The sequence below is a fragment of the Burkholderia sp. IO2 genome (assembly GCF_029522185.1).
In the GTDB taxonomy this organism is placed as follows: Bacteria; Pseudomonadota; Gammaproteobacteria; order Burkholderiales; family Burkholderiaceae; genus Burkholderia; species Burkholderia cenocepacia.
On sequence record NZ_JAKWFH010000013.1, the window covers coordinates 132,200 to 155,083 of the forward strand.

Consider the following 22,884-nt stretch of genomic DNA (forward strand, 5'->3'; position numbering starts at 1 on the left):
TAACCTTCGCGGTGCCGTAGTCATCCGCTCACACACTGGAGGTCTCATGAAATTGATGCAAACCGCGATTGCCGGCCTGGCTGGCGCGCTTTTCGCCGTCGCCGCCCACGCTGCCGACATCACGGGCGCAGGCAGCACGTTCGCGATGCCGATCTATACGAAATGGGCCGCGGACTACCAGCAGTCCGGCGGTTCGAAGGTCAACTACCAGGGCATCGGCTCGTCGGGCGGCCTGAAGCAGATCGTCGCGAAGACGGTCGATTTTGCCGGTTCGGACGCACCGCTGAAGGATGAAGAGCTCGCGAAGGAAGGCCTGTTCCAGTTCCCGACGGTGGTCGGCGGCGTGGTGCCGGTCGTCAACGTGCCGGGCGTGAAGGCCGGCGAACTGACGCTGTCGGGCCCGGTGCTCGGCGACATCTACCTCGGCAAGATCAAGAAGTGGAACGACCCGGCGATCGCCGCGCTGAACCCGAAGGTCAAGCTGCCGGATACGGACATCGCCGTGGTCCGCCGCGCTGACGGTTCGGGCACGAGCTTCATCTGGACGAACTACCTGTCGAAGGTCAACGACGAGTGGAAGTCGAAGATCGGCGAAGGCACGACGGTCAACTGGCCGACGGGCACGGGCGGCAAGGGCAACGACGGCGTCGCGGCCTTCGTGCAGCGCCTGCCGGGTGCGATCGGCTACGTCGAGTGGGCGTACGCGAAGAAGAACAACATGACCTACACGGCCCTGAAGAATTCGACGGGCACGGTGGTCGAGCCGAAGACGGAAACGTTCAAGGCCGCGGCAGCCGGCGCGAACTGGTCGAAGTCGTTCTACCAGATCCTGACGAACCAGCCGGGCAAGGAAGCATGGCCGGTCGTCGGTGCGACGTTCGTGCTGCTGCACGCGAAGCAGGACAAGCCGGAGCAGGGCGCGGAAACGCTGAAGTTCTTCAGCTGGGCGTTCAAGAACGGCGAGAAGGCTGCCGACAGCCTCGACTACATCTCGCTGCCGGCGACGGTCGAGACGGAAATCCGCAAGCAGTGGAAGACGAAGGTGACGGACGCTTCGGGCAAGCCGGTCGCCGCCGAGTAAGCCATCCAGCGGTTCGCTGCCCGGCCGTGCCGGTCGGGCAGTGTGTGCGGTAAAGCCGGGCGTCACGGCGCCCGGCGATCAAAAGCAGGCACCCATGTCTGATATTTCATACACGTCCTCCCGATCGCCCGACAGTGCGCAGCAGCGCGCGCCGAGCCGTCTCGGGGATGTCCTGTTCGGCGGCCTCGCACGGCTCGCCGCGATCGTGACCCTGCTGCTGCTGGGCGGGATCATCGTTTCCCTGATCATTGCGTCGATGCCGACCATCCAGAAGTTCGGCATCGGCTTCCTGTGGCAATCCGAGTGGGATCCGAACTCGGATGTGTACGGCGCACTCGTGCCGATCTACGGCACCATCGTGACGTCGATCATTGCACTCGTCATCGCGGTGCCGGTCAGTTTCGGCATCGCACTGTTCCTCACCGAGCTGGCGCCCGTGTGGCTGCGCCGTCCGCTCGGCATCGCGATCGAGCTGCTCGCCGCGATCCCGTCGATCGTGTATGGCATGTGGGGCCTGCTCGTGTTCGCGCCGATCTTCGCCGAATACTTCCAGAAGCCGCTCGGCCGCCTGTTCAAGGACGTGTGGGTGCTCGGCCCGCTGACGTCCGGCCCGCCGATCGGCATCGGCATCCTCGCGGCCGGCGTGATCCTCGCGATCATGATCATCCCGTACATCGCATCGGTGATGCGCGACGTGTTCGAAGTCACGCCGGTGCTGCTGAAGGAATCGGCATACGGGATCGGCTGCACGACCTGGGAAGTGATGTGGAAGGTCGTGCTGCCCTACACGAAGACCGGCGTGATCGGCGGCGTGATGCTCGGCCTCGGCCGCGCGCTCGGCGAAACGATGGCCGTGACGTTCGTGATCGGCAACACGAACCTGCTCGACAGCGTGTCGCTGTTCGCGCCGGGCAACAGCATCACGTCGGCGCTCGCGAACGAATTCGCGGAAGCGCAGCCGGGCCTGCATACGTCGGCGCTGATGGAGCTTGGCCTGATCCTGTTCGTGATCACGTTCATCGTGCTGTCCATCTCCAAACTGCTGCTGCTTCGTCTCGAGAAGGGAGAGGGCAAGAAATGAGCGAGCCCATCATGAATTTCCCGGGGCCGGACGGCGCCGTGCTCGACGCGATGCGCAATCGTCTGCAGCGCCAGCGCAAGGTCGTCAACGCGATCGCGCTCACCGCGTCGCTCGGCGCGATGGCTTTCGGCCTGCTGTGGCTCGTGTGGATTCTCTACACGACCGTGCACCTCGGCGTCGGCGGCCTGTCGCTGCAACTGTTCACCGAGTCGACGCCGGCCCCGAACACGGAAGGCGGCGGTCTCGCGAACGCGATCGTCGGCAGCCTGCTGCTGTGCGGCTTCGGCACGCTGGTCGGCACGCCGATCGGCATCCTCGCGGGCGTCTATCTCGCCGAATACGGCCAGAAGAACCTGCTCGCCAGCACGATCCGCTTCATCAACGACATCCTGCTGTCGGCGCCGTCGATCGTCATCGGCCTGTTCGTGTACGCGATCGTCGTCGCGAAGTCGGGGCGTTTCTCGGGCTGGGCCGGCGTGATCGCGCTCGCGCTGCTGCAGATTCCGATCGTGATCCGCACGACCGAGAACATGCTCAAGCTCGTGCCGAACGCGCTGCGCGAAGCGGCCGTCGCGCTCGGCACGCCGAAGTGGCGCATGGTGCTGAAGATCACGCTGCGCGCGTCGGTCGGCGGGATCGTGACGGGCGTGCTGCTCGCGGTCGCGCGGATCGCCGGCGAAACGGCGCCGCTGCTGTTCACCGCGCTGTCGAACCAGTTCTTCTCGGTCGACATGAGTCAGCCGATGGCGAACCTGCCGGTCACGATCTACAAGTTCGCGATGAGCCCGTTCGCGGAATGGCAGTCGCTCGCATGGGCGGGCGTGTTCCTGATTACGCTCGGGGTGCTCGGACTGAACGTCCTGGCGCGCTCGATCTTCTCGAAAAAGTAACGGCGGAGCAATCCGATGAATATGGCAGAAAGCCACCTGAATCCCGTCGAGCGCACCGCTGCGCCCGCCGGCACGCAAGACGCGGCGCACGGCCGTCCGCTCGCGCCGCTGAACGCGAAGATCGAGGTCAACAACCTCAACTTCTTCTACAACAAGTTCCACGCGCTGAAGAACATCAACCTGCGCATTCCCGAAGGGAAGGTGACGGCGTTCATCGGCCCGTCGGGCTGCGGCAAGTCGACGCTGCTGCGCACGTTCAACAAGATGTTCGCGCTCTATCCGGAGCAGCGCGCCGAAGGCGAAATCCTGATGGACGGCGAGAACCTGCTGACGACGAAGCGCGACATCTCGCTGCTGCGCGCACGGATCGGCATGGTGTTCCAGAAGCCGACCCCGTTCCCGATGTCGATCTACGACAACATCGCGTTCGGCGTGAAGATGTTCGAAAAGCTCACGCGCTCGGAAATGGACGACCGCGTCGAGTGGGCGCTCACGAAGGCCGCGCTGTGGAACGAAGTGAAGGACAAGCTGGGCCAGAGCGGCTACGGGCTGTCGGGCGGCCAGCAGCAGCGTCTGTGCATCGCGCGCGGCATCGCGATCCGTCCGGAAGTGCTGCTGCTCGACGAGCCGTGCTCGGCGCTCGACCCGATCTCGACCGGCCGCATCGAGGAGCTGATCGCGGAGCTGAAGAGCGACTACACGGTCGTGATCGTCACGCACAACATGCAGCAGGCCGCACGCTGCTCGGATTACACGGCCTACATGTACCTGGGCGAGCTGATCGAGTTCGGCGAAACCGAAAAGATCTTCATCAAGCCGGTGCGCAAGGAAACGGAAGACTACATCACCGGCCGCTTCGGCTGATGACGGAGAACAACAGTCATGTCGGATAAACATCTGTCGAGCCAGTTCGACGCGGACCTGAATGCCGTGTCGTCGAAAGTACTGGAAATGGGCGGACTCGTGGAGTCGCAGATCGTCGGCGCGATGCACGCGCTGAACGAATTCGATCGCGAGCGCGCCGAGAAGGTGATCGCGGCCGAGGAAACGCTGAACGCGATGGAAGTGGACATCGACCAGGAATGCGGCAACATCATCGCGCGGAGACAGCCTGCCGCGCGTGACCTGCGTCTTTTGATGTCGATCTCGAAAACGATTACGAACCTCGAGCGTGCCGGCGACGAAGCGGAGAAGATCGCGAAGCGCGTGCGCCGCCTGATCGACGAGCCGGCCGCGCGCGCGGTCAACATCGCCGAGATCAAGGTGTCGGGCGAGATGGCCGTGACGATCCTGCGCCGCGCGCTCGATGCGTTCGCGCGCCTCGATACGGTGGCCGCCGCGCAGATCGTCAAGGACGACAAGGAAATCGACCAGGAATTCCGCGCGTTCGTGCGCAAGCTCGTGTCGTACATGCAGGAAGACCCGCGCACGATCTCGGTCGGCCTCGAATACCTGTTCATCGCGAAGGCGATCGAACGGATCGGCGACCACGCGAAGAACATCGCCGAATTCATCATCTACATCGTGAAGGGCACCGACGTGCGGCACCAGCCGCGCGACACGCTCGATCGCGAAGCCAACAGTTAATCGACTCCGTACAGGAAGAACAGAGGTGCCGATGCCCAGCAACATTCTCGTCGTTGAAGATGAGCCCGCGATTTCCGAACTGATCTCGGTGAATCTCCAGCACGCCGGTCACTGCCCGATCCGTGCGTACAACGCCGAACAGGCGCAGAACCTGATCAGCGACGTGCTGCCCGATCTCGTGCTGCTCGACTGGATGCTGCCGGGCAAGTCCGGCATCGCGTTCGCGCGCGACCTGCGCAACAACGAACGGACCAAACACATCCCGATCATCATGCTCACCGCCCGCGGCGACGAGCAGGACAAGGTGCTCGGCCTCGAAATCGGTGCGGACGACTACGTGACGAAGCCGTTCTCGCCGAAGGAACTGATGGCGCGGATCAAGGCCGTGCTGCGCCGCCGCGCGCCGCAGCTGACCGAGGACGTCGTGTCGATCAACGGGCTGCGCCTCGACCCGGCCACGCATCGCGTCGCCGCGCACGGCGACGGCAGCGAGATCAAGCTCGATCTCGGCCCGACCGAGTTCCGCCTGCTGCATTTCTTCATGACGCATCCGGAGCGCGTGCACAGCCGCACGCAACTGCTCGACCAGGTGTGGGGCGACCACGTGTTCGTCGAGGAGCGTACCGTCGACGTGCACATCAAACGATTGCGCGCGGCCTTGAAACCGGCCGGCTGCGATGCGATGATCGAAACCGTGCGCGGCAGCGGCTACCGCCTCGCCAAGCACGCGTAACGTATCCGGGCATGCCGTGTGCCGCGGCATGCCGTTCCTTCTTTCGGACGCTGAATCATGAACATCATCTGGGCGCGCTTCCTGGTGTCGCTCGTGCTGCTCGTGCTGATCGGCGTATTGGTCGGCGTCTTCGCCGGCCCGACCGCGGGCCTCGTGTTCGTGGTCGTGATGCTGGTCGCGCAGGGCTTTTTCAGCACCTTCCATACGCAGCGTCTGTGGCGCCTGCTCGATGCGCCGGTCTACGGCGAAGTGCCGAGCGCGCCGGGCATCTGGGGCGAGATCTACTACCGGCTGCACAAGCTCGCGAAACAGTGGCATGCGCAGGTGCGGCAGGTCGAACAGCAGCATTCGCGCTTCATCCAGGCGATCCAGGCGTCGCCGAACGGCGTCGCGATGCTCGACGACCACGACCAGATCGAGTGGTGCAACGCGATCGCCGAAGTCCATTTCGGCCTCGATGCGAAGCGCGACCTGCGCCAGCACATCACGAACCTGGTGCGCCATCCCGATTTCGTCCGCTACCTGAACGCGCAGCATTACGACGAGACGCTGTTGATGCGCGGCATGGGCGACTCGCGGCAGAACGTGCTGGCCGTGCAGGTGTTTCCGTACGGCGAGAACCGCAAGCTGCTGCTCACGCAGGACATCACCGAGCTCGAGCGTACCGACGCGATGCGGCGTGACTTCGTCGCGAATGTGTCGCACGAGCTGAAGACGCCGCTCACCGTGCTGTCGGGCTTCCTGGAGACGATGCGCGAGCTGCCGCTGAACGAGGAGGACCGCGCGCGCTATCTCGACATGATGGAGCAGCAGGCGTCGCGGATGCGGCACATCGTGACCGACCTGCTGGTGCTCGCGAAGCTGGAAGGCGAGAGCAAGCCGCCGGTCGATCACGCGATCGACATGCGTGCGGTGTTCGACCATCTGAAGGAGGATGCGCAGACGCTGTCGAGCGGGCATCACGACATCGCGTTCTCGATCGACGAGACGCTCGGTGTCACCGGTGCGCAGACGGAATTGTTCAGCGCGTTCGCGAATCTCGTCACGAACGCGATCCGCTATACGCCGGACGGCGGCAAGATCGTCGTGTCGTGGCGGCGCGAGGGCGCGCAGGGCGTGTTTTCCGTCACGGACAGCGGCTTCGGGATTCCGGCCGCCGACCTGCCGCGGCTCACCGAACGCTTCTACCGCGTCGATCGCAGCCGTTCGCGCGACACGGGCGGCACGGGCCTCGGCCTCGCGATCGTCAAGCACGTGCTGCAGCGGCACGATGCGCATCTGTACGTGCAGAGCGAGGAAGGGCGCGGCAGTACGTTCACCGCGCGGTTCCCGGGCTCGCGCATCATCGCGATCCGGCCGGCCGCCTACGAAGCATGATCGCGTCGCGTTCCGGCGTTAAAAAAGCAGCCCGCGGGCTGCTTTTTTCATGGCGATGCGGTACGTCGCCCGCATCGCACCGACGGCTCACGAACAGAACTTCGCGAGCAGCCCGAGTTGCGCGTTGCGAATCGTCTTGCCCGCGCGGCGCCGGCGATAGTGGCCGTCGCTGTGCATCTGCCATGCCGACTGGTTGTCGCCGAGGCACACCGACAGCCCCTCGGCGATCACGCGCCGCTTGAGCTTGCGATCGCGGATCGGGAACGCGACTTCGACGCGGCGGAACAGGTTGCGGTCCATCCAGTCGGCACTCGACAGGTAGACGTCCTCGGCGCCGCCTGCGTGGAAATAGTAGATCCGGTGGTGTTCGAGGAAGCGGCCGACGATCGAGCGCACCGTGATGTTTTCCGACAGCCCCGGCACGCCGGGCTTCAGCGCGCAGACGCCGCGCACGATCAGGTCGACCTTGACGCCGGCCTGCGACGCTTCGTACAACGCAGCGATCACCGATGGCTCGAGCAGCGCGTTCATTTTCGCGACGATGCGCGCGCGCTTGCCGGCCTGCGCGTTGTCGATCTCCGCGCGAATCGAATCGATGATGCGCGGATGCAGCGTGAACGGCGACTGCCACAGCTCGTGCAGCGTCAGTTCGCCGCCGATGCCGGTCAGTTGCTGGAACACGTGATGAACGTCCTCGCAGATCTTCTGGTCAGCCGTCATCAGCCCGAAGTCGGTGTAGAGGCGCGCGGTGCGCGGATGGTAGTTGCCGGTGCCGAGGTGCACGTAGCGGCGCAGCGATGCCTTGCCGGCCTGCACGACGCGCCGCACGATCAGCATCATCTTCGCGTGGCACTTGTGGCCGACCACGCCGTACACGACATGCGCGCCGACGGCTTCGAGCTGCGACGCCCAGTTGATGTTGGTTTCCTCGTCGAAGCGCGCGAGCAGCTCGACGACGACGGTCACTTCCTTGCCGTTGCGCGCGGCTTCCATCAGCGCGTCCATCAGCGGCGAGTCGGTGCCGGTGCGGTAGATCGTCTGCTTGATCGCGACGACGCTCGGATCCTTCGCGGCCTGCTGCAGCAGCTCGAGCACCGGCTGGAAGCTCTCGTACGGGTGGTGCAGCAGGAGGTCGCCGGCGTCGATCGCATCGAACATCGTCGGCGCGTTGGCGATTGCCGCGGGAGTCGACGCGGTGAACGGCGTGAACTTCAGGTCGGGTCGATCGACGAGATCGGGAATCTGCATCAGGCGCACGAGGTTCACGGACCCGGCCACGCGATAGCAGTCCTTGTCGCCGAGTTCGCTTTCCTCGAGCAGGCGTCGCACGATGTGCAGCGGCGTGTCCGCCGATACTTCGAGGCGTACCGCGTTGCCGAGGTGGCGCGCGGGCAGCTCGCCCTGCAGCGCGACACGCAGGTTGGTGATTTCGTCTTCGTCGACGAACAGCTCGCTGTTGCGCGTGATGCGGAACTGGTTGCAGCTCTTCACGACGAGTTGCGGGAACAGTTCGCCGACGAAGCGCTGCATGAACGAGCTCAGCAGCACGAAGCCGTGCTCGAAACCCGACAGCGCGTGCGGCATGCGCACCACGCGCGGCAGCGCGCGCGGCGCCTGCACGATGCCCATCACGGCCTGGCGGCCGAACGCGTCGCGGCCTTCGAGCTCGACGACGAAGTTCAGGCTCTTGTTCAGCACGCGCGGGAACGGGTGCGCCGGATCGAGGCCGATCGGCGTCAGCACGGGCAGCAGCTCGTCGAGGAAGTAGTGTCGCGCCCATTCGAGCTGCTCGTCGTTCCACGTGTCGCTCGCGTGGAAGTAGATGCCTTCCTGTTCGAGCGCGGGCAGCACGGTTTCGTGCAGCATCGTGTACTGTCGATGGACGAGCCGCTGCGCGCGTTCGACGACGAGATCGTAAGCGTGCTGTAACGACATGCCGTCGGGCGTCAGCGCGCCGGGGTTGTCGCGGATCTGCTCCTGCAGGCCGGCCATCCGGACTTCGAAGAATTCGTCGAGGTTGCTGCTGGTGATGCAGATGAAGCGCAGGCGCTCGAGCAACGGGACTTGCGGATCGGCCGCCTGGGCCAGCACGCGCTCGTTGAAACCGAGGATGCCGAGTTCACGATTGAGAAGCGGGTAACGGACGGACATCGGCAGAGTAGGGGGTAATTCAGGCGATGATTCGAAAGGACGCTCGGAAACTCTCACGGTACGATGACGTGCTGATGACAATAATGGTTTTATATCGGGAAATTCTACGCCGTAACCCTTTCGTCGCATAAATGTTTCGGCTATATGGAATCGAGCAGTGTGCATGCCCGTGAAGCGTGGCAACGGCAAGCGTTCCACGCTTAAAATGTCGCCTTTGATTGATCGCCCTCGGTTGCCGGAACGGCTGCCGCGGAAGAACGCGCACGGAGCCCCCTTCTGATGGTTACAACTCCCCACTTGCTGGCTGCCGTGGATCTCGGCTCGAACAGCTTCCGGCTGATCGTCGGGCGCGTCGAGGAAACGCCGGCAGGCAGCCAGATCTATCCGGTCGACGCGCTGCGCGAGCCGGTCCGGCTGGCCGCGGGCCTGTCGAGCGACAAGATGCTCGACCGCGCGTCGCAGGAGCGTGGCTGGGAGGCGCTCAAGCGGTTCGGCGAGCGCCTGCGCGATTTTCATCCCGATCATGTGCGCGCGGTGGCGACCAACACGCTGCGTGTCGCGAAGAACGCCGCGGAATTTCTCGGCGAGGCCGAGGCGGCGCTCGGGTTCCCGATCGAAGTGATCGCGGGCCGCGAAGAGGCGCGCCTCATCTATGCGGGCGCCGCGCACTCGGTGCCGGCGAGCGCCGGCAAGCGGCTCGTCGTCGACATCGGCGGCGGCTCGACCGAATTCATCATCGGCTCGCACTACACGCCGATCGTGATGGAGAGCCTCTATATCGGCTGCGTGAGCCATAGCCGCACGTTCTTCCCGGCCGGCAACGTCGACGAGTACACGATGCGGCAGGCCGAACTCGCGGCCAAGCGCGAGATCCAGATTATTTCGAGCGAGTACAAGAAGGCCGGCTGGGACCAGGCGATCGGCTCGTCCGGCACCGCGCGCGCGCTCGCGGAACTCGTCGAGGCGAACGGCTTCAACGATCCGGGCATCACGCACGGCATTTCGCGCGGCGGGCTCGAGCGGCTGAAGCGCGCGCTGATCAAGTCGGAGAACGTCAACCGGCTGAAGCTGATCGCGCTGAAGCCCGACCGCGTGCCGGTGCTCGCGGGTGGCCTAGCGATCATGCTGGCGGTGTTCGAGGAACTCGGCGTCGACTACGTCGACACGACCGACGGCGCGCTGCGCCTCGGCGTGCTGTACGACCTGCTCGGCCGGACGCAGCACGAGGACATGCGTGCGGTGACCGTCGAGGGTTTCACGCGCCGCTACGGCGTCGATCGCGCGCAGGCCGAGCGGATCGGGGCGCTCGCGGCGCGTTTCTACGACGAGCTCGAGGAAGACGACGAGGAAGCGCGCGAGGAAGGGCGGATGTTCCTCGGCTGGGCGGCTGCGTTGCACGAGATCGGCCTGTCGATCTCGCACAGCGCGTATCACAAGCATTCGGCCTATATCGCGAGCAATGCGGACATGCCGGGTTTTTCGCGCACCGACCAGGCCCGGCTCGCCGCGCTCGTGCTCGGCCATGCGGGCAAGCTCGGCAAGCTGTCGCAGTCGCGTGAGGTCGAGTGGCCGCTGCTGTTCTGCCTGCGGCTCGCGGCGCTGCTGTGCCGGCGCCGGACCGATGCGGGGCTCCCCGATATTTCCGTCTCGCAGATGAAGAAGGGCGGTTATGAGGTGCGCCTGCCGAACGCGTGGGTCGAGCAGAACCCGTTGACCGACTACAGCCTCAGCCAGGAGGCGGCGGAGTGGGAGAAGGTCGGTATCCCGTATCGCGTGGTGTATACCGGCGCGTGACGGGGCGATAGCGGGCCCGGAAGGTGTTTCGGGATGCCACGAGCCGGGTGGGCGGTATGCTGCGCCATCCGTTCGGCGCGGCCGCACGCTCGTGCTGGCGGCCCGCTCAGTCCGACGAGCAGACGATCGCGGTCAGGAACGGGAATGCCTGCTTGACGGTGGCGTCGCTGCCGGCCTTGCGCACGGCTTCCTCGACCGAGCCCTTCGTGCCGCGTACGACGACGCCGTAGGCCCAGTCGCCGATCGGCGTGCCGTCGCCCGGACGGAAGATCGGGTCGTTCGCCTGGTAGCCGAGCACGACATAGACGCCGAAGCCGTAGGCCGTCAGCGGGTGGTTCGTGCGGAACGCATTGACCGAGTTCGATTCGACGTGCATCGGCTCCGACTGGATGTCGCCGGCGGCGAGCAACGGTGCGACGAACTTGTGGCCGGTCGAATGGCAGTCGAGCGCGTCGTCGAGCGCTTTCGCCGACGCGGTGCCGGCGGCGGTGGTCGCGAGCATGAGCAGCGACGCGCAGAGGGCTGGCTTGAGAACGTTGTTTTTCATGCGCGGTTGCCGGGTTGTTTCACACGTATTATCGCGTGTTCCAGCAAGTTTCGTGCGCGGGCTTGACGGCGGATGCGCGGGCGCATCGACGTGGTGGCGGGCCCGTACCCGGGCCGCCGCGCGCTGCGGGAAATGGGTAGGCGATTCCAGGGCCGGTAAAAAGCGCCCGTAAACGGAAAAGGGGCTACGGTGTTCAACCGTAACCCCTTGATTCCTGTGGTCGGAGCGAAAGGATTCGAACCTTCGACCCTCTGATCCCAAATCAGATGCGCTACCAGGCTGCGCTACGCTCCGACGAGCCAAAGATAATAACGTCGAATGGCCGATTCGGTCAATCACGATATGCGGGTAAATGCCGCGGCGGCGAGCGGTCCGCGATTTGCGACAATTCACGGGACGATCGGCCGGCCCGTACGCATGCGCGCGCGGGCGCTCGCCGAAGCAAGGAGAACATCATGATGAACCTGATCCTGTGGCGTCACGCCGAAGCCGAAGATTACGCAACGAGCGATCTCGCGCGCCAGTTGACCGTGCGCGGCCGCAAGGACGCGCAGGCGATGGCCAAATGGCTGCGCGGGCGGCTCGAGACGAATACCGTGATTCTCGCGAGCCCGGCGGCGCGCACCGTGCAGACCGTGGAGGCGCTGACCGACCAGTACCGGACCGTCGACGCGCTCGCGCCGGGCGGCGGCGTCGACGACGTGCTGACGGCGGCCGGCTGGCCGGAAGGCATCGCGCCGACGGTCGTGATCGTCGGCCACCAGCCGACGCTCGGCAGCGTCGCCGCGCAGCTGGTCGCCGGCAGCGACGACAGCTGGAGCGTCAAGAAGGGCGGAATCGTGTGGCTGGCGAGCCGCACGCGCGACGGCAACCGGCAGGCCGTGCTGCGGGCGGTACTGACGCCCGAACTGGTGTAAAGCCCCGTCTGAATAGGTTTGAAGGGATTGATCATACGGTTTCGCAAGCTTTCTGCTAAAGTCAATTCGGCGACACGTCATTGAAAGGACACGGTCGTGCCACATAACGGTCACGGCCGATTACTACATTGGCGGGCATGTCGTCCTATTCCTTACGATCAGGAAAGCCTAATGCGAGAACTGCCGACGCCTACGCTCCCCTTTGCCTCGCTGCCCCTCGACACGTCGCGGCGCCACCTGCCGCGCGCCAGTGAAACCGTCACATCCGAGTATCGCCTGCGCGCCGCATGGGCGCGCACGGAAGACGAATTGCGCGAAGCCCAGCGCCTGCGCTTCAGCGTGTTCGCCGAAGAGATGGGCGCGCAGGTCAGCGGCCCGTCCGGTCTCGACGTCGATCCGTTCGACGCGTATTGCGACCACCTGCTGGTCCGCGATCTCGACACGCTGAAAGTCGTCGGCACGTACCGCGTGCTGCCGCCGCACCAGGCGGCGCGGGTCGGCCGCCTGTACGCCGAAGGCGAATTCGACCTGTCGCGCCTCACGCACCTGCGCGGCAAGATGGTCGAGGTCGGCCGCTCGTGCGTGCACAGCGACTATCGCAGCGGCGCCGTCATCATGGCGCTGTGGGGCGGGCTGGGCGCGTACATGATGCAGAACGGCTACGAGACGATGCTCGGCTGCGCGAGCGTGTCGATGGCCGACGGCGGCCACTACGCGGCGAACCTGTACCAGTCGCTGTCGGCCGGCTCACTGACTGCGCCCGAGTATCGCGCGTTCCCGCACACGGCCCTGCCGGTCGACGAACTGCAGACGGGCACCGTCGTTGCGCCGCCGCCGCTGATCAAGGGTTATCTGCGTCTTGGCGCGAAGATTTGCGGCGCACCGGCCTGGGATCCCGACTTCAACTGCGCGGATTTCCTGACGCTGTTCCGCCTGTCGGACATCAACGCGCGCTACGCCCGCCACTTCCTGGGCTGAGCGGTCCGAATCGCATCGCGCCCTCTGAGGGCGCGCTGCGCGCAAGCGAACGCCGTCGCGTGGCAGACGTCACGCGACGGCGTTCGTGTATCCGGTCGATGTGTGTGTATCGGGCCCCGATAATTTCGGCGACATGCGGCGATCACCGTGCCGCCGAGCGGCACGTTCGCGCCGGCCCCGGGGACGGGCCGGACGGCAGCGACGCGCTCAGTGCTTGCGCCGCCAGTCGAGCAGGTGGTGTTCCGCCATCCAGTGGTGGATCATCCCTTCGCCTTCATGGCTGCGCTTGTATTCGCGCGACTCGAAGTACGACAGCGCGACGAGCACCATCAGACCGATGAACAGGCCGATCAGGCCCGCAATTTCTTCAGACGACATGGCAGCCTCCTTTCAACGGCACAGCGCCATGCGTACATAGTAGGACATGCGCGGCGCAACCCCGAAACCCGATTTCCGCTAGACTCGGCGCGGTCTCGGCGTGCGTTCGGCGCGCCGTTTTCCGGAGCCCTACCTGATGACTCGTTTCGTGCTGGCCGTGCTGGCCGCATCCCTCCTTGCCGCTTGCAGCAGCGATCCCCGTCAAGCGCGCCGCGGCCACCCGCCGGAAGATCCGGCCGACTATCACGGCGTGCCGACCGACATGACGCCGCCGTCGATGCTCGACGCGCCGTCGCCGAAACCCGTGCAGTCGCAGTAACGGTCGGCCGGGGCCGCTGTCACGCGCGGGCTGCCGATGTGGCCTGCGGGTCGGCGCCGACTCGCCGCAACAGCGCCGGCAGATAGCGCGCGAGCGTCGCGCCGCGCGCCGCCATGAACAGCAGCAGCGCGAACCACAGGCCGTGATTGCCGAACGTGCCGACGGCGGCGAGCGTGGCCGCGACGAAGATCGACAACGACGCGACCATCGCGCGCATCAGCGATTGCGTCTGCGTGGCGCCGATGAACACGCCGTCGAGCAGGAAACCCCAGACCGACACGATCGGCGAGATCGCGGCCCACGGCAGGTAGCGCAGTGCGACGGCGCGGATCTCGGCCTGATCGGTCAGGCGCGCGACGATCCAGCCGCCTGCGGCCCAATAAACGAGCGCGAACAGCAGCGCGCCGAGTGCCGACCAGAACAGCGTGACGCGCACGGCTTGCCGGAATGCGCGGCGATCGCGCGCGCCGGCCGCCGCGCCGACGAGCGCCTCGGCCGCATGCGCGAAGCCGTCGAGGCCGTACGCCATGAAGGTCTGGAAATTCAGCAAGAGCGCATTCGCGGCGAGCGTCGCGTCGCCTTGTTGTGCGCCGAGATGCGCGAACCATCCGAAGGCGCCGAGCAGGCACAGCGTGCGCAGGAAGATGTCGCGATTGAGCGCGATCAGCCGCTTGAGCGCCGCACGGTCGGCAAGCGCGCGTACCGCGAGCGGTGCGAGGCCGCGCGGCCGCAGCCGCCACAGCATCCATGCACCGAGCGCGAAGCCGCACGCGTCCGCGGTGGCGGTCGCGGCGCCGATGCCGGCGATCCCCCAGCCGAAACCATACACATAGAGCAGCACGGCACCGATGTTCACCGCATTGATGAACACCTGCGCGACGAGCGCGAGTCGGACGCGCTGCATGCCGAGCAGGTAGCCGAGCACCACGTAGTTCGCGAGCGCGAACGGGGCGCTCCAGATCCGTGCGTGGCTGTACCCGAGCGCCGTCGCGCGGACGGCCTCGCTGCCGCCGAGCGCGGACAGCGCGAACGACAGCAGCGGCACCTGCAGCGCAAGCACCGCGGCGCCGAGCGCGAATGCGACGATCAGCGCGCGCAGCAGGTTCAGGCGGATCCCGGCGGCGTCGCCGGCGCCATGCGCCTGCGCGACGAGGCCGGTCGTCCCCATCCGCAGGAAGCCGAAGCCCCAGAACACGAAATTGAAGAACAGCCCGCCGAGCGCGACGCCGCCGAGATATTGCGCGCCGTCGAGGTGGCCGGCGACGGCCGTGTCGACGGCGCCGAGGATCGGTTGCGTCAGGTTCGCGAGGACGATCGGGAACGCGAGCGCGAGGACGCGCCGATGCGTGACGGCGGCCGACGCGCTACCGGCCCCGTGCGGTAAGGCGGATTCGGACATGGTGGACGCGTCAGGCGCGTTCCTGCACGCAGACCCACGGCGAGACGACGACCGCCCACAGCTCCGGATTGCGCGCCGCGTAGTCGGCGGCGGTCTCGGCCGGCATGGGCGCGACGAGGCCGGACGACAGCCAGCGCGTGACCTGTTCGGTGTCGTCGCTGGCGACCGCTTCCGCGACGCTGACGAGATCGAGGTCGCGCGCAACGGACAGCAGCTTGCCCTGCGCGAAGAAGCGCTCGAGATCGCACCAGTCGATCTTGGCGGTTTCGCCGAGGAGTTTGGCGTAGAGCGGGCTGTGCGACGCGCCCGCGGCGGCGTGTTGATCAGAGGACATCGGTTTCTTGGAAAGACTGCGTGGCGCCACTATAAACCATCCGGCCGGGCGGGCCGAGCGGGGACAGTGCGCTCACGCGTCGCGCAGCGCGCGCCGCACGATCTTGCCGGTCGCGGTCATCGGCAGGCTGTCGACGAACGCGATCGCGCGCGGATACTCGTGCGCGGCGAGCCGCGTGCGCACGTGGGCCTGCAGTGTGCTGACGAGCGCTGCGTCGCCGACGTGGCCGGGGTTCAGCACGACGAATGCCTTGACGATCTCGGTACGCGTCGCGTCGGGCACGCCGACGACGGCCGCCATCCGCACCGCCGGATGCGTGAGCAGGCAGTCCTCGATCGGGCCGGGGCCGATCCGGTAACCGGCGCTTGTGATCACGTCGTCGTCGCGGCCGACGAAGCGCACGAAGCCGTCGGCGTCGATCGTGCCCGTATCGCCGGTGAGCAGGTAGTCGCCCGCGAACTTGTCGCGCGTCGCGTCGGGGTTGCGCCAGTATTCGAGAAACATCACCGGGTCGGGGCGGCGCACCGCGATGCGGCCTTCGACGCCGGGCGGCAGCGGCGTGCCGTCCGCATCGACGATCGCGACCGCATGACCGGGCACCGCCTTGCCGATCGCGCCGGGCTGCGCATCGAACAGCGCCGCGCATGACGACAGCACCATGTTGCACTCGGTTTGCCCGTAGAACTCGTTGATCGTCACGCCGAGCGCGTCGCGGCCCCACGCCGTCAGTTCGGTGCCCAGCGATTCGCCGCCGCTCGCGACCGATTTCAGCGACAGCGCGTAACGTTCGCGTGGCGCCGTGACCGCGCGCATCAGCTTCAGCGCGGTGGGCGGCAGGAACGCGTGAGTGACGCCGTGCCGCGCCATCAGCGCGAATGCCGCGTCGCCGTCGAATTTCTCGAAGCGGTGCGCGAGCACCGGCACGCCGTGATGCCATGACGGCAGCAGCACGTCGAGCAGCCCGCCGATCCATGCCCAGTCGGCGGGCGTCCAGAACAGGCGCGCGTCGCGCGGGAAGCACTGCTGCGACATCTCGACGCCGGGCAGGTGGCCGAGCAGCACGCGATGCGCATGCAGCGCGCCCTTCGGCTTGCCGGTCGTGCCGGACGTGTAGATGATCACGGCCGGATCGTCGGCGGCCGTATCCACCGGCACGAAATCCGGCGCTTCGGCGGCGAGCGCCGCGTCGTAGCGCCACACGCCCGGCACGTCGGGCGCATCGTCGCCGATGCAGTAGACGGTATGCAGCGCCGGCAGTTGCGCGCGCAGCGGCGCGATCTTCGCGTAGCCGGCCGCGTCGGTGACGAGCGCGGCTGCCTCGCTGTTCGCGAGCCGGTACTCGAGCGCGTCGACGCCGAACAGCGTGAAGAGCGGTACCGCGATCGCGCCGAATTTGTACGCGGCGAGGTGCGCGATGGCCGTTTCGGGCCCTTGCGCGAGAAAGATGCCGATCCGGTCGCCGCGCCGCAGGCCGGCACGCGCGAAGCTGTTCGCGAGCCGGTTAGAAGCATTCCTCAGGTCGTCGAACGTGAGGCGCGAAACGTCGCCTTGCGCCGTTTCGTGGATCAGCGCGAGGCGTCCGCTGCCGTCGGCCCATTTGTCGCACACGTCCACGCCGATGTTGTAGCGCGCCGGAAGGTCCCACCGGAAGCGGGCGAGGAGGTGATCGTAGCGGTCGGCGGCGGGCAGCATCGCGTGGTCTCCTGATGTCGAGCGGGGCGTCCGGTGAGCGGCTTACATCAGGATTTCACGCAGACGAATCCACAATGGTGTTTGCTGATAGGGAATGTTCGGACTCGTCCAGTAGGCGAGCCTCAGTGCACGATTTCACAATGACGCATAAGATCAAGACAAAACAGTGGTGTGACCATGGATTTGCTTCTGATAGCTGCGGGGTTCAGCCTGATCGGAATCGGTGTGCTGGTGGCGTTTGCTCGTCATGTCGATCCGTTGTCCGGCCGTGTCACCGGACGTCTGCGCAAGCGCTGACGCGACTTTTTTCCGTTTTCGCCGCGACGGCACGCGATGCGTGCCGGCATCGCGCGCCGTCTGTCGTGCGCTCAACGCGCCGGCAGGTAGCGTGACGGATCGATCGAGCGGCCGCCATAGCGCAGCTCGAAATGCAGCGCGACACGATCGCTGTCGCTGTTGCCCATCTCGGCGATCGATTGCCCTTGCGTGACCGATTGGCCTTCCTTCACCAGCAGCGCGCGGTTGTGCGCGTAGGCCGTCAGGTAATCGGCGTTGTGCTTCAGGATGATCAGATTGCCGTAGCCGCGCAGCCCGTTACCGGCATAGACGACGACACCCGGCGCGGCCGCGACGACCGGCGTGCCCGGCGAATTCGCGATGTCGATGCCCTTCGATTTCGAGCCGTCGAACGTGCGTACCACGTTGCCGGCCGCCGGCCAGATCAGCGCAATGCTCGTGGCCGGCTTCACGGCCGATTCGACCGGCGCGGAAGGGGCCGGGCGTGCGCGGCCCGCGCTGCCGGTGCCGGTGGTCGATGCGGTGGTCGTGCCGGGCGGCGGCGCGACGCGCAGCACCTGGCCGACTTCGATCGCATCGGGGTTCGTCATCTGGTTCCAGCGCACGATGCTCTGTACCGACGTGCGGTTGTCGCGCGCGATCTTGTAGAGCGTGTCGCCACGCTCGACGCGATAGAACCCGGGGCCGACGGGCGCGGAGCCGCACGCGACGAGCAGGGCGGCGCAGGCGGCTGCGAAGAGTCGCTTCGTTGTTGTTCCGAACATTGAACCTCGCAAAACCCTGCCGCGCGTGACGCGGCAGGCAACACAAAACGTCCGATTTTAACGGGTTCGACCCGCGCACCGCAGTTTCGGTCGCTACCGGGGCCGCCGTGCCCCGGTTCGGTGCGTGTCGAATCAGCCGGCGAGCGGGGCGACACGGATCCGCAGCGTGGCCGTTTCAGTCGCGCCCGGCGCGAGCATGCGCAGGCCGCGGCCGTTGTGGATCGCATCGGGCAGGCCGAGCCACGGCTCGACGCAATAGAAGTCCGAATCCGGCTTTTCGGTCCACGTCGTGACCGCGTACCACGGGATCGAGCCCGGCACGTCGAGTGCGATCTCGATCGTGCGGCGGCGGCCCGGCATCACGATGCGCACCGGTGCGGACGGCTCGCCGTCGAGGCAGTGGAAGCGGTCGAGGATCTCCGGATCGTCGAGGCGGTAACGGACCTCGCCCGGTTCGAGCGGGCTGATCGAGCCGTCCGCGCGCTGGTGGCAACGGCGGGTCGGTGGCAACTCGAGGCGGGTGTCGGCCCGCTCGCCGTGCGGCAGCGCGAAATAGAAATGGTGGCCGGCGTAGTAGGGCAGCGGCGTGTCGCCGCGATTGGTCGTCGTCAGCGCGACTTCCAGCGTATGGGCGTCCGCCAGGCGGTAGGTCGTTTCGAACCGGAAATCGAACGGATAGCTCGCGCGCAGCGTGTCGTTCGCGTCGAGCGTCATCGACAACGCGGCGCCGTCGGCCGACGGCTGCGCGTCGAACGGCAGATCGCGCGCGAAACCGTGCATCGGCAGGTCGCGAACCACGCCGGCGGCGTCGCGCCAGCGGCCGAGTTCGCCGTCGACGCGGTGGCGGCCGAGGAACGGGAACAGCAGCGGATTGCCGCCGCGCACGCGGGCGAGGTTGCTCCAGTCGGCGGTTTCCGGCCAGAAGATCACCGGTTCGCCATCGACGTGCCAGGACAGCAGGCGGCCACCGAATTGCGGGGCGACCCGGACGAGCGACGGGCCGGCGTGAAGTTCGTGAATGTCGTGTTGCTGGAAGATCGGCATGGCGAATCGGGTTGGGCGGGTGAGGGGAGCAACGTGCGTTCCATTATCGGGCCGCGACCGCTCGGGGAAAACCCTTCTCGGGAAATTGCGAGTTTTTAACACTGTCGACGGTCTGGATAATGCCTCTAAACCGGTGATGTTGCCGGGTCATGACACTTCGTGGAGGGGGCCATGGATCTGGCAATGGCAATGGGTATCGCACTGTTCGGCATGTTTACCGGCAGCACGGTATTATTTTTCTATCAGCTCGGCCGCTGACGGCAATTCCTGCCGAAGTGGACAAGCCCGCCATGCAAATGGCGGGCTTTTTGCTTTCTGCGCGCTTACAAATTGCAAGTGTTTGTGTGCATTGCCGCAATATCCTGCCAAATGCCTTGGCGCAGTAATCCTGGCTCGGCATAATCGGGGCGCGTTTTTCAGGACGCGCATCGCGTCGTCCGCCTTCCTTCCCGCTTAATCTTTACTAAAAGGACCGACGCGTGAGCCTCTGGTTTCTGGTATTCCTGAGCGTCCTGCAGGGCGTCACCGAACTCTTCCCCGTCAGCAGCCTCGGCCATACGCTGCTCGTGCCGGCGCTGTTCGGCATGCACATCGACAAGCATGCGCCGCAACTGCTGCCCTTCCTCGTCGCGCTCCACCTCGGCACCGCGCTGGCGCTGCTGTGGTACTTCCGCGCGCGCTGGATCGCACTGATCGGCGGTTTCTTCGCGCAGCTCGGCGGCCGCAAGAACGACGACGGGCACCTGATGTGGGCGCTGATCATCGGTACGATCCCGACCGGCATCGTCGGCCTGCTGCTGGAAAAGCGCATCGAGCGCGTGTTTCATGATCTGCGGATCGTCGCGATTGCGTTGATCGTCAACGGCGTGTTGCTGTGGCTCGGCGATCGCATCCAGCGCAGCCGCGCCCATCAACCGCCCGAGAAGATGACGTTCAAGCAGGCGTTCTTCGTGGGCCTCGCGCAGATCGGCGCGCTGATTCCGGGCTTCTCGCGCAGCGGGCTGACGATGATCGCCGGCAACGCGGCCGGGCTGACGGCGGAGAAGGCGGCGGAATTCTCGTTCCTGCTCGGCACGCCGATCATCTTTGCCGCGGGCGTGCTCGAATTGCCGAAGCTGTTCCATGCGCGCGACCAGCTCGCCGATGCGCTGCTCGGCGGCGTGCTGACGGCGATCGCCGCGTACCTGAGCGTGCGATTCCTGATGCGCTATTTCGAGGGGCGCGGCCGGCTCGCGTCGTTCGGCGTGTATTGCGTGATCGCCGGCGTGTTCTGCCTCGGCTGGTTCATGCTGCATCCGCAGCCGGTTTGATGCTGCGAGCGCCGGTCTCCGTGATCTGGCGCGATGATCGGGTATAATTTCGGGCTCGGCTTCGTGCCGGGCCCGTTTTGTTTCGGGGTTTCGAGTTGTTTGGGGCGGCGTCGCTGCTGCTTCGTGACTCAAACCCGATGCCGAATGCGGCCCGTGTCAGACCGTGTCTTTTCTCTTTAACCGCCCTTAGCTCAGTTGGATAGAGCAACGGCCTTCTAAGCCGTAGGTCACACGTTCGAATCGTGTAGGGCGGGCCAGGATTCTTCGCTTATTCAGTCACTTAGTCACGCGAGCGACTGCTGTCAAGTTGGCTCCCTTCGCCGTTCGGTGTGAATGGAGTGTGAATGAATTCCACCCGATGACCGCCCGATACTTTGCCGGAGGCCGCGTCATCATCTGTTGAGCGCTTGGGTTAGCAGTGTTCCTCCAACGCCCTGTACTGCGCCCATGACGGCCGCTATCAATTTAGCGAGGATGTCATTGCGCTTTCGCTGCCAGAACGATTTCCGGGCGTCACGTCGGATGCCATAAAACACAGTGTCCCGTCTTGGGTCTGGCCTAAATACGGCTATGCACATCGCAAGGCCGATACCGGTTAGGCAGGCGAAGGGCACCACTTGCCACGATTTGTAGTGGAGCGCTGCTTGCCCAATTCCAAACCAACTTACGGCTCCCGAAATGAACACAACCCATCCTCGATCTCGGAGACCATTCGCAAGCGCGCCACTTGCCGAAGGCCTGATAGCGCACCAGCCGGACAGTCTGGCGTCCAGGTGAGGATGTTTTAGAATTTGGCAGGCTGATACGATCAGCATGGAGCACCCGAATAATTGTAGGGAATGTAAACGAGGGCGTCATGTTTAAGGGCATCAGTGCCATTGTGATTGGGGTGGGCCTTCTTGTCGCTGCTGCAATCAGCGCACAGTCGACTAGAGAATTTCTTCGAACATCGATTGTGGTACCGGGCCTCGTCGTTAAGCTCAATGCTGGCGGATACCATCCCGAGATTCAATTCACCACCAAGACAGGACAGCAGATTTCGTATCCGCAAGGCGGGATTGTCACGAAAGTGGAGCTCGGTCAGCGAGTCGAGGTGCGGTACCAGGCCGACGATCCTGATGGCAGCGCAACGATGAATGTCTTCGCCGCGATCTGGGATTCGACGATTGTTTTTGCCTTCATGGGTGCGGTTGCAATCGTGTGCGGGATTATGAATCTGCCGTCACGAACATAACGAGAAGCAGAAGAGAGAGGGCGTATGTCGTATCTTCGAAAGAGCAAGTGGAAATATGACACTGGCGCGGGCGGTGGGGTGAGCGTTGACATCGTAGTTGCGACGGGGGGGAATATCATTCTCACTGATCCACAGAAACATTCGCAAAGCTTCTACTACGGTGGTGTGGGTATTGGTTACGGCTGGGGCGCCAGGATTCCGAAAATCAAATTGCCGAGGTTCACAATCCCAGAATTGAAATTGCCGAACTTCGGTAGCCATGATGCAAGTGCTGCTGGCTCGACGTATGATTTCCCGAGTCATGGGACCGTTTACATGACCAGTGCATTCAAGGGCAGTGAACTTACGCGGTCGGATTTGCAAGGCGGAACCGTTTATCTCGACGGTTACGGTGGGGTGGTTGTCGCACAGGGAGCGACTGTGATGCTGTTGGGCATCAATCCGGCAATGCTTGCGTTGGGCTTGACAAGCCCGGCCATGTCGATGATTTTGGCGGACGCCGTTGCGAATGCTCCGGCGCTGCTATATATGCACGGTCGAACGGCTGGCTTTCAAGCTGGTGTGGGTGGGGGGATTCTGGCTGGCTATCTCCACTGACCTATACCAGCGGTTGTGTCCCAGGGCGTGGCGCGCATCGCAACAGCTCCTTGCCGCTCTCGGCCGACAACACGACGAGTTGAACGTAGCTGTTTGACTGAGTAACCGTCTTCCGAGTCAAGCCCGATGAAGTGAATCGTCCCAAGGCGTGTTGGTTTTGACCATGGCATTGAGCATGGTTAGGAGCTTGCGCATGCAGGCAACCAGCGCGACCTTGGACAGTTTGCCGGCGGCCTTCAGGCGTTGATAGAAAGCTCTGATGGCGGGGTTGTAGCGTGTGGCAGTCAATGTAGCCATGTACAGCACGCGACGGATCGCGAAGCGGCCACCTTGAACCCGTCGTCGCCCATTACGTAAGCCGGAATCGCAAGCAATGGGAG

The 22,884-nt window shown here is 65.2% G+C and carries 23 protein-coding genes and 2 tRNA genes; 15 read left to right on the forward strand and 10 right to left on the reverse strand.

Going from position 1 to position 22,884, the window contains the following annotated elements; translation table 11 throughout:
- Positions 1-46 precede the first annotated feature (46 nt).
- The 7 genes from pstS to phoR all read left to right on the forward strand — a co-directional run bounded on the left by pstS (position 47) and on the right by phoR (position 6,749).
- A complete protein-coding gene (pstS, locus tag MMB92_RS11160) occupies positions 47-1,081 on the forward strand; it encodes a phosphate ABC transporter substrate-binding protein PstS (RefSeq protein ID WP_006490565.1) in 1,035 nt (344 codons plus the stop codon).
- Between the two features lie 94 nt (positions 1,082-1,175).
- Complete coding sequence (gene pstC / locus MMB92_RS11165) at positions 1,176-2,162, forward strand: phosphate ABC transporter permease PstC (protein ID WP_006490596.1); 987 nt, start codon at positions 1,176-1,178, stop codon at positions 2,160-2,162.
- Positions 2,159-3,052: a phosphate ABC transporter permease PstA gene (pstA, locus tag MMB92_RS11170; protein WP_034178403.1), complete on the forward strand. Its 894-nt coding sequence runs from the start codon at positions 2,159-2,161 to the stop codon at positions 3,050-3,052. The genes pstC and pstA overlap by 4 nt, the downstream gene beginning before the upstream one ends.
- Positions 3,053-3,067: 15 nt before the next feature.
- The gene (gene pstB, locus MMB92_RS11175) at positions 3,068-3,916 is read left to right on the forward strand and encodes a phosphate ABC transporter ATP-binding protein PstB (RefSeq protein ID WP_006490515.1); all 849 of its coding nucleotides are present in this window, start codon (positions 3,068-3,070) and stop codon (positions 3,914-3,916) included.
- Positions 3,917-3,934: 18 nt separating this feature from the next.
- Positions 3,935-4,639: a phosphate signaling complex protein PhoU gene (phoU, locus tag MMB92_RS11180; protein WP_006490618.1), complete on the forward strand. Its 705-nt coding sequence runs from the start codon at positions 3,935-3,937 to the stop codon at positions 4,637-4,639.
- Between the two features lie 31 nt (positions 4,640-4,670).
- A complete protein-coding gene (gene phoB / locus MMB92_RS11185) occupies positions 4,671-5,372 on the forward strand; it encodes a phosphate regulon transcriptional regulator PhoB (RefSeq protein WP_006750313.1) in 702 nt (233 codons plus the stop codon).
- Positions 5,373-5,429: 57 nt separating this feature from the next.
- On the forward strand, positions 5,430-6,749 hold the full coding sequence (gene phoR / locus MMB92_RS11190; protein ID WP_006490622.1) for a phosphate regulon sensor histidine kinase PhoR: 1,320 nt from the start codon (positions 5,430-5,432) through the stop codon (positions 6,747-6,749).
- An 87-nt stretch (positions 6,750-6,836) separates the two neighbouring features.
- Here the strand turns inward: phoR and ppk1 are convergent, their stop codons facing one another.
- Positions 6,837-8,900, reverse strand: a complete 2,064-nt coding sequence (ppk1, locus tag MMB92_RS11195) for a polyphosphate kinase 1 (RefSeq protein WP_006490552.1) — start codon at positions 8,898-8,900, stop codon at positions 6,837-6,839.
- Between the two features lie 279 nt (positions 8,901-9,179).
- Here ppk1 and ppx point away from each other — a divergent pair, with 279 nt between their 5' ends.
- Positions 9,180-10,694: an exopolyphosphatase gene (gene ppx, locus MMB92_RS11200; RefSeq protein ID WP_006490522.1), complete on the forward strand. Its 1,515-nt coding sequence runs from the start codon at positions 9,180-9,182 to the stop codon at positions 10,692-10,694.
- Between the two features lie 106 nt (positions 10,695-10,800).
- Here the strand turns inward: ppx and MMB92_RS11205 are convergent, their stop codons facing one another.
- The gene (locus MMB92_RS11205; protein WP_034200760.1) at positions 10,801-11,241 is read right to left on the reverse strand and encodes a hypothetical protein; all 441 of its coding nucleotides are present in this window, start codon (positions 11,239-11,241) and stop codon (positions 10,801-10,803) included.
- Positions 11,242-11,458: 217 nt separating this feature from the next.
- Positions 11,459-11,535, reverse strand: a tRNA-Pro gene (locus tag MMB92_RS11210).
- 161 nt (positions 11,536-11,696) lie between these two features.
- Between MMB92_RS11210 and sixA the strand changes: the two genes are divergently transcribed.
- Together sixA and MMB92_RS11220 are read left to right on the forward strand one after the other, a co-directional pair.
- Entirely contained in the window at positions 11,697-12,158 is a 462-nt protein-coding gene (gene sixA / locus MMB92_RS11215; protein WP_062910843.1) for a phosphohistidine phosphatase SixA, read from the forward strand.
- Between the two features lie 171 nt (positions 12,159-12,329).
- Positions 12,330-13,136, forward strand: a complete 807-nt coding sequence (locus MMB92_RS11220; RefSeq protein ID WP_006490555.1) for a GNAT family N-acyltransferase — start codon at positions 12,330-12,332, stop codon at positions 13,134-13,136.
- Between the two features lie 207 nt (positions 13,137-13,343).
- Here the strand turns inward: MMB92_RS11220 and MMB92_RS11225 are convergent, their stop codons facing one another.
- Positions 13,344-13,514 carry a hypothetical protein gene (locus tag MMB92_RS11225; RefSeq protein WP_006476323.1) on the reverse strand — a complete coding sequence of 57 codons (171 nt, stop codon included), beginning with the start codon at positions 13,512-13,514 and terminating at the stop codon, positions 13,344-13,346.
- A gap of 136 nt (positions 13,515-13,650) precedes the next feature.
- Between MMB92_RS11225 and MMB92_RS11230 the strand changes: the two genes are divergently transcribed.
- Positions 13,651-13,833, forward strand: a complete 183-nt coding sequence (locus MMB92_RS11230; RefSeq protein ID WP_006490588.1) for a hypothetical protein — start codon at positions 13,651-13,653, stop codon at positions 13,831-13,833.
- Between the two features lie 19 nt (positions 13,834-13,852).
- Here the strand turns inward: MMB92_RS11230 and MMB92_RS11235 are convergent, their stop codons facing one another.
- The 5 genes from MMB92_RS11235 to MMB92_RS11255 all read right to left on the reverse strand — a co-directional run bounded on the left by MMB92_RS11235 (position 13,853) and on the right by MMB92_RS11255 (position 19,363).
- The gene (locus MMB92_RS11235) at positions 13,853-15,232 is read right to left on the reverse strand and encodes an MATE family efflux transporter (protein WP_080331317.1); all 1,380 of its coding nucleotides are present in this window, start codon (positions 15,230-15,232) and stop codon (positions 13,853-13,855) included.
- Between the two features lie 10 nt (positions 15,233-15,242).
- Positions 15,243-15,566: a DUF2288 domain-containing protein gene (locus tag MMB92_RS11240; protein WP_084750117.1), complete on the reverse strand. Its 324-nt coding sequence runs from the start codon at positions 15,564-15,566 to the stop codon at positions 15,243-15,245.
- Positions 15,567-15,638: 72 nt separating this feature from the next.
- Positions 15,639-17,258 carry an acyl-CoA synthetase gene (locus MMB92_RS11245; RefSeq protein ID WP_196445960.1) on the reverse strand — a complete coding sequence of 540 codons (1,620 nt, stop codon included), beginning with the start codon at positions 17,256-17,258 and terminating at the stop codon, positions 15,639-15,641.
- 368 nt (positions 17,259-17,626) lie between these two features.
- The gene (locus MMB92_RS11250) at positions 17,627-18,319 is read right to left on the reverse strand and encodes a peptidoglycan DD-metalloendopeptidase family protein (RefSeq protein ID WP_006490610.1); all 693 of its coding nucleotides are present in this window, start codon (positions 18,317-18,319) and stop codon (positions 17,627-17,629) included.
- Between the two features lie 132 nt (positions 18,320-18,451).
- Positions 18,452-19,363, reverse strand: coding sequence for an aldose epimerase (locus MMB92_RS11255; protein WP_062884628.1), 912 nt, complete (start codon positions 19,361-19,363; stop codon positions 18,452-18,454).
- A gap of 479 nt (positions 19,364-19,842) precedes the next feature.
- On the opposite strand from MMB92_RS11255, the gene MMB92_RS11260 reads away from it, so the two are divergent.
- The 4 genes from MMB92_RS11260 to MMB92_RS11275 all read left to right on the forward strand — a co-directional run bounded on the left by MMB92_RS11260 (position 19,843) and on the right by MMB92_RS11275 (position 22,504).
- On the forward strand, positions 19,843-20,673 hold the full coding sequence (locus tag MMB92_RS11260) for an undecaprenyl-diphosphate phosphatase (RefSeq protein WP_006490581.1): 831 nt from the start codon (positions 19,843-19,845) through the stop codon (positions 20,671-20,673).
- Between the two features lie 180 nt (positions 20,674-20,853).
- Positions 20,854-20,930: transfer RNA gene (locus MMB92_RS11265), tRNA-Arg, on the forward strand.
- Positions 20,931-21,529: 599 nt separating this feature from the next.
- A complete protein-coding gene (locus MMB92_RS11270) occupies positions 21,530-21,907 on the forward strand; it encodes a DUF3592 domain-containing protein (protein WP_012492498.1) in 378 nt (125 codons plus the stop codon).
- A 24-nt stretch (positions 21,908-21,931) separates the two neighbouring features.
- Positions 21,932-22,504, forward strand: coding sequence for a hypothetical protein (locus MMB92_RS11275; RefSeq protein WP_043205777.1), 573 nt, complete (start codon positions 21,932-21,934; stop codon positions 22,502-22,504).
- A 117-nt stretch (positions 22,505-22,621) separates the two neighbouring features.
- On the opposite strand, the gene MMB92_RS11280 is transcribed toward MMB92_RS11275, so the two are convergent.
- The coding region (locus MMB92_RS11280; RefSeq protein WP_143282561.1) for a transposase at positions 22,622-22,884 on the reverse strand (263 nt) is incomplete at its 5' end.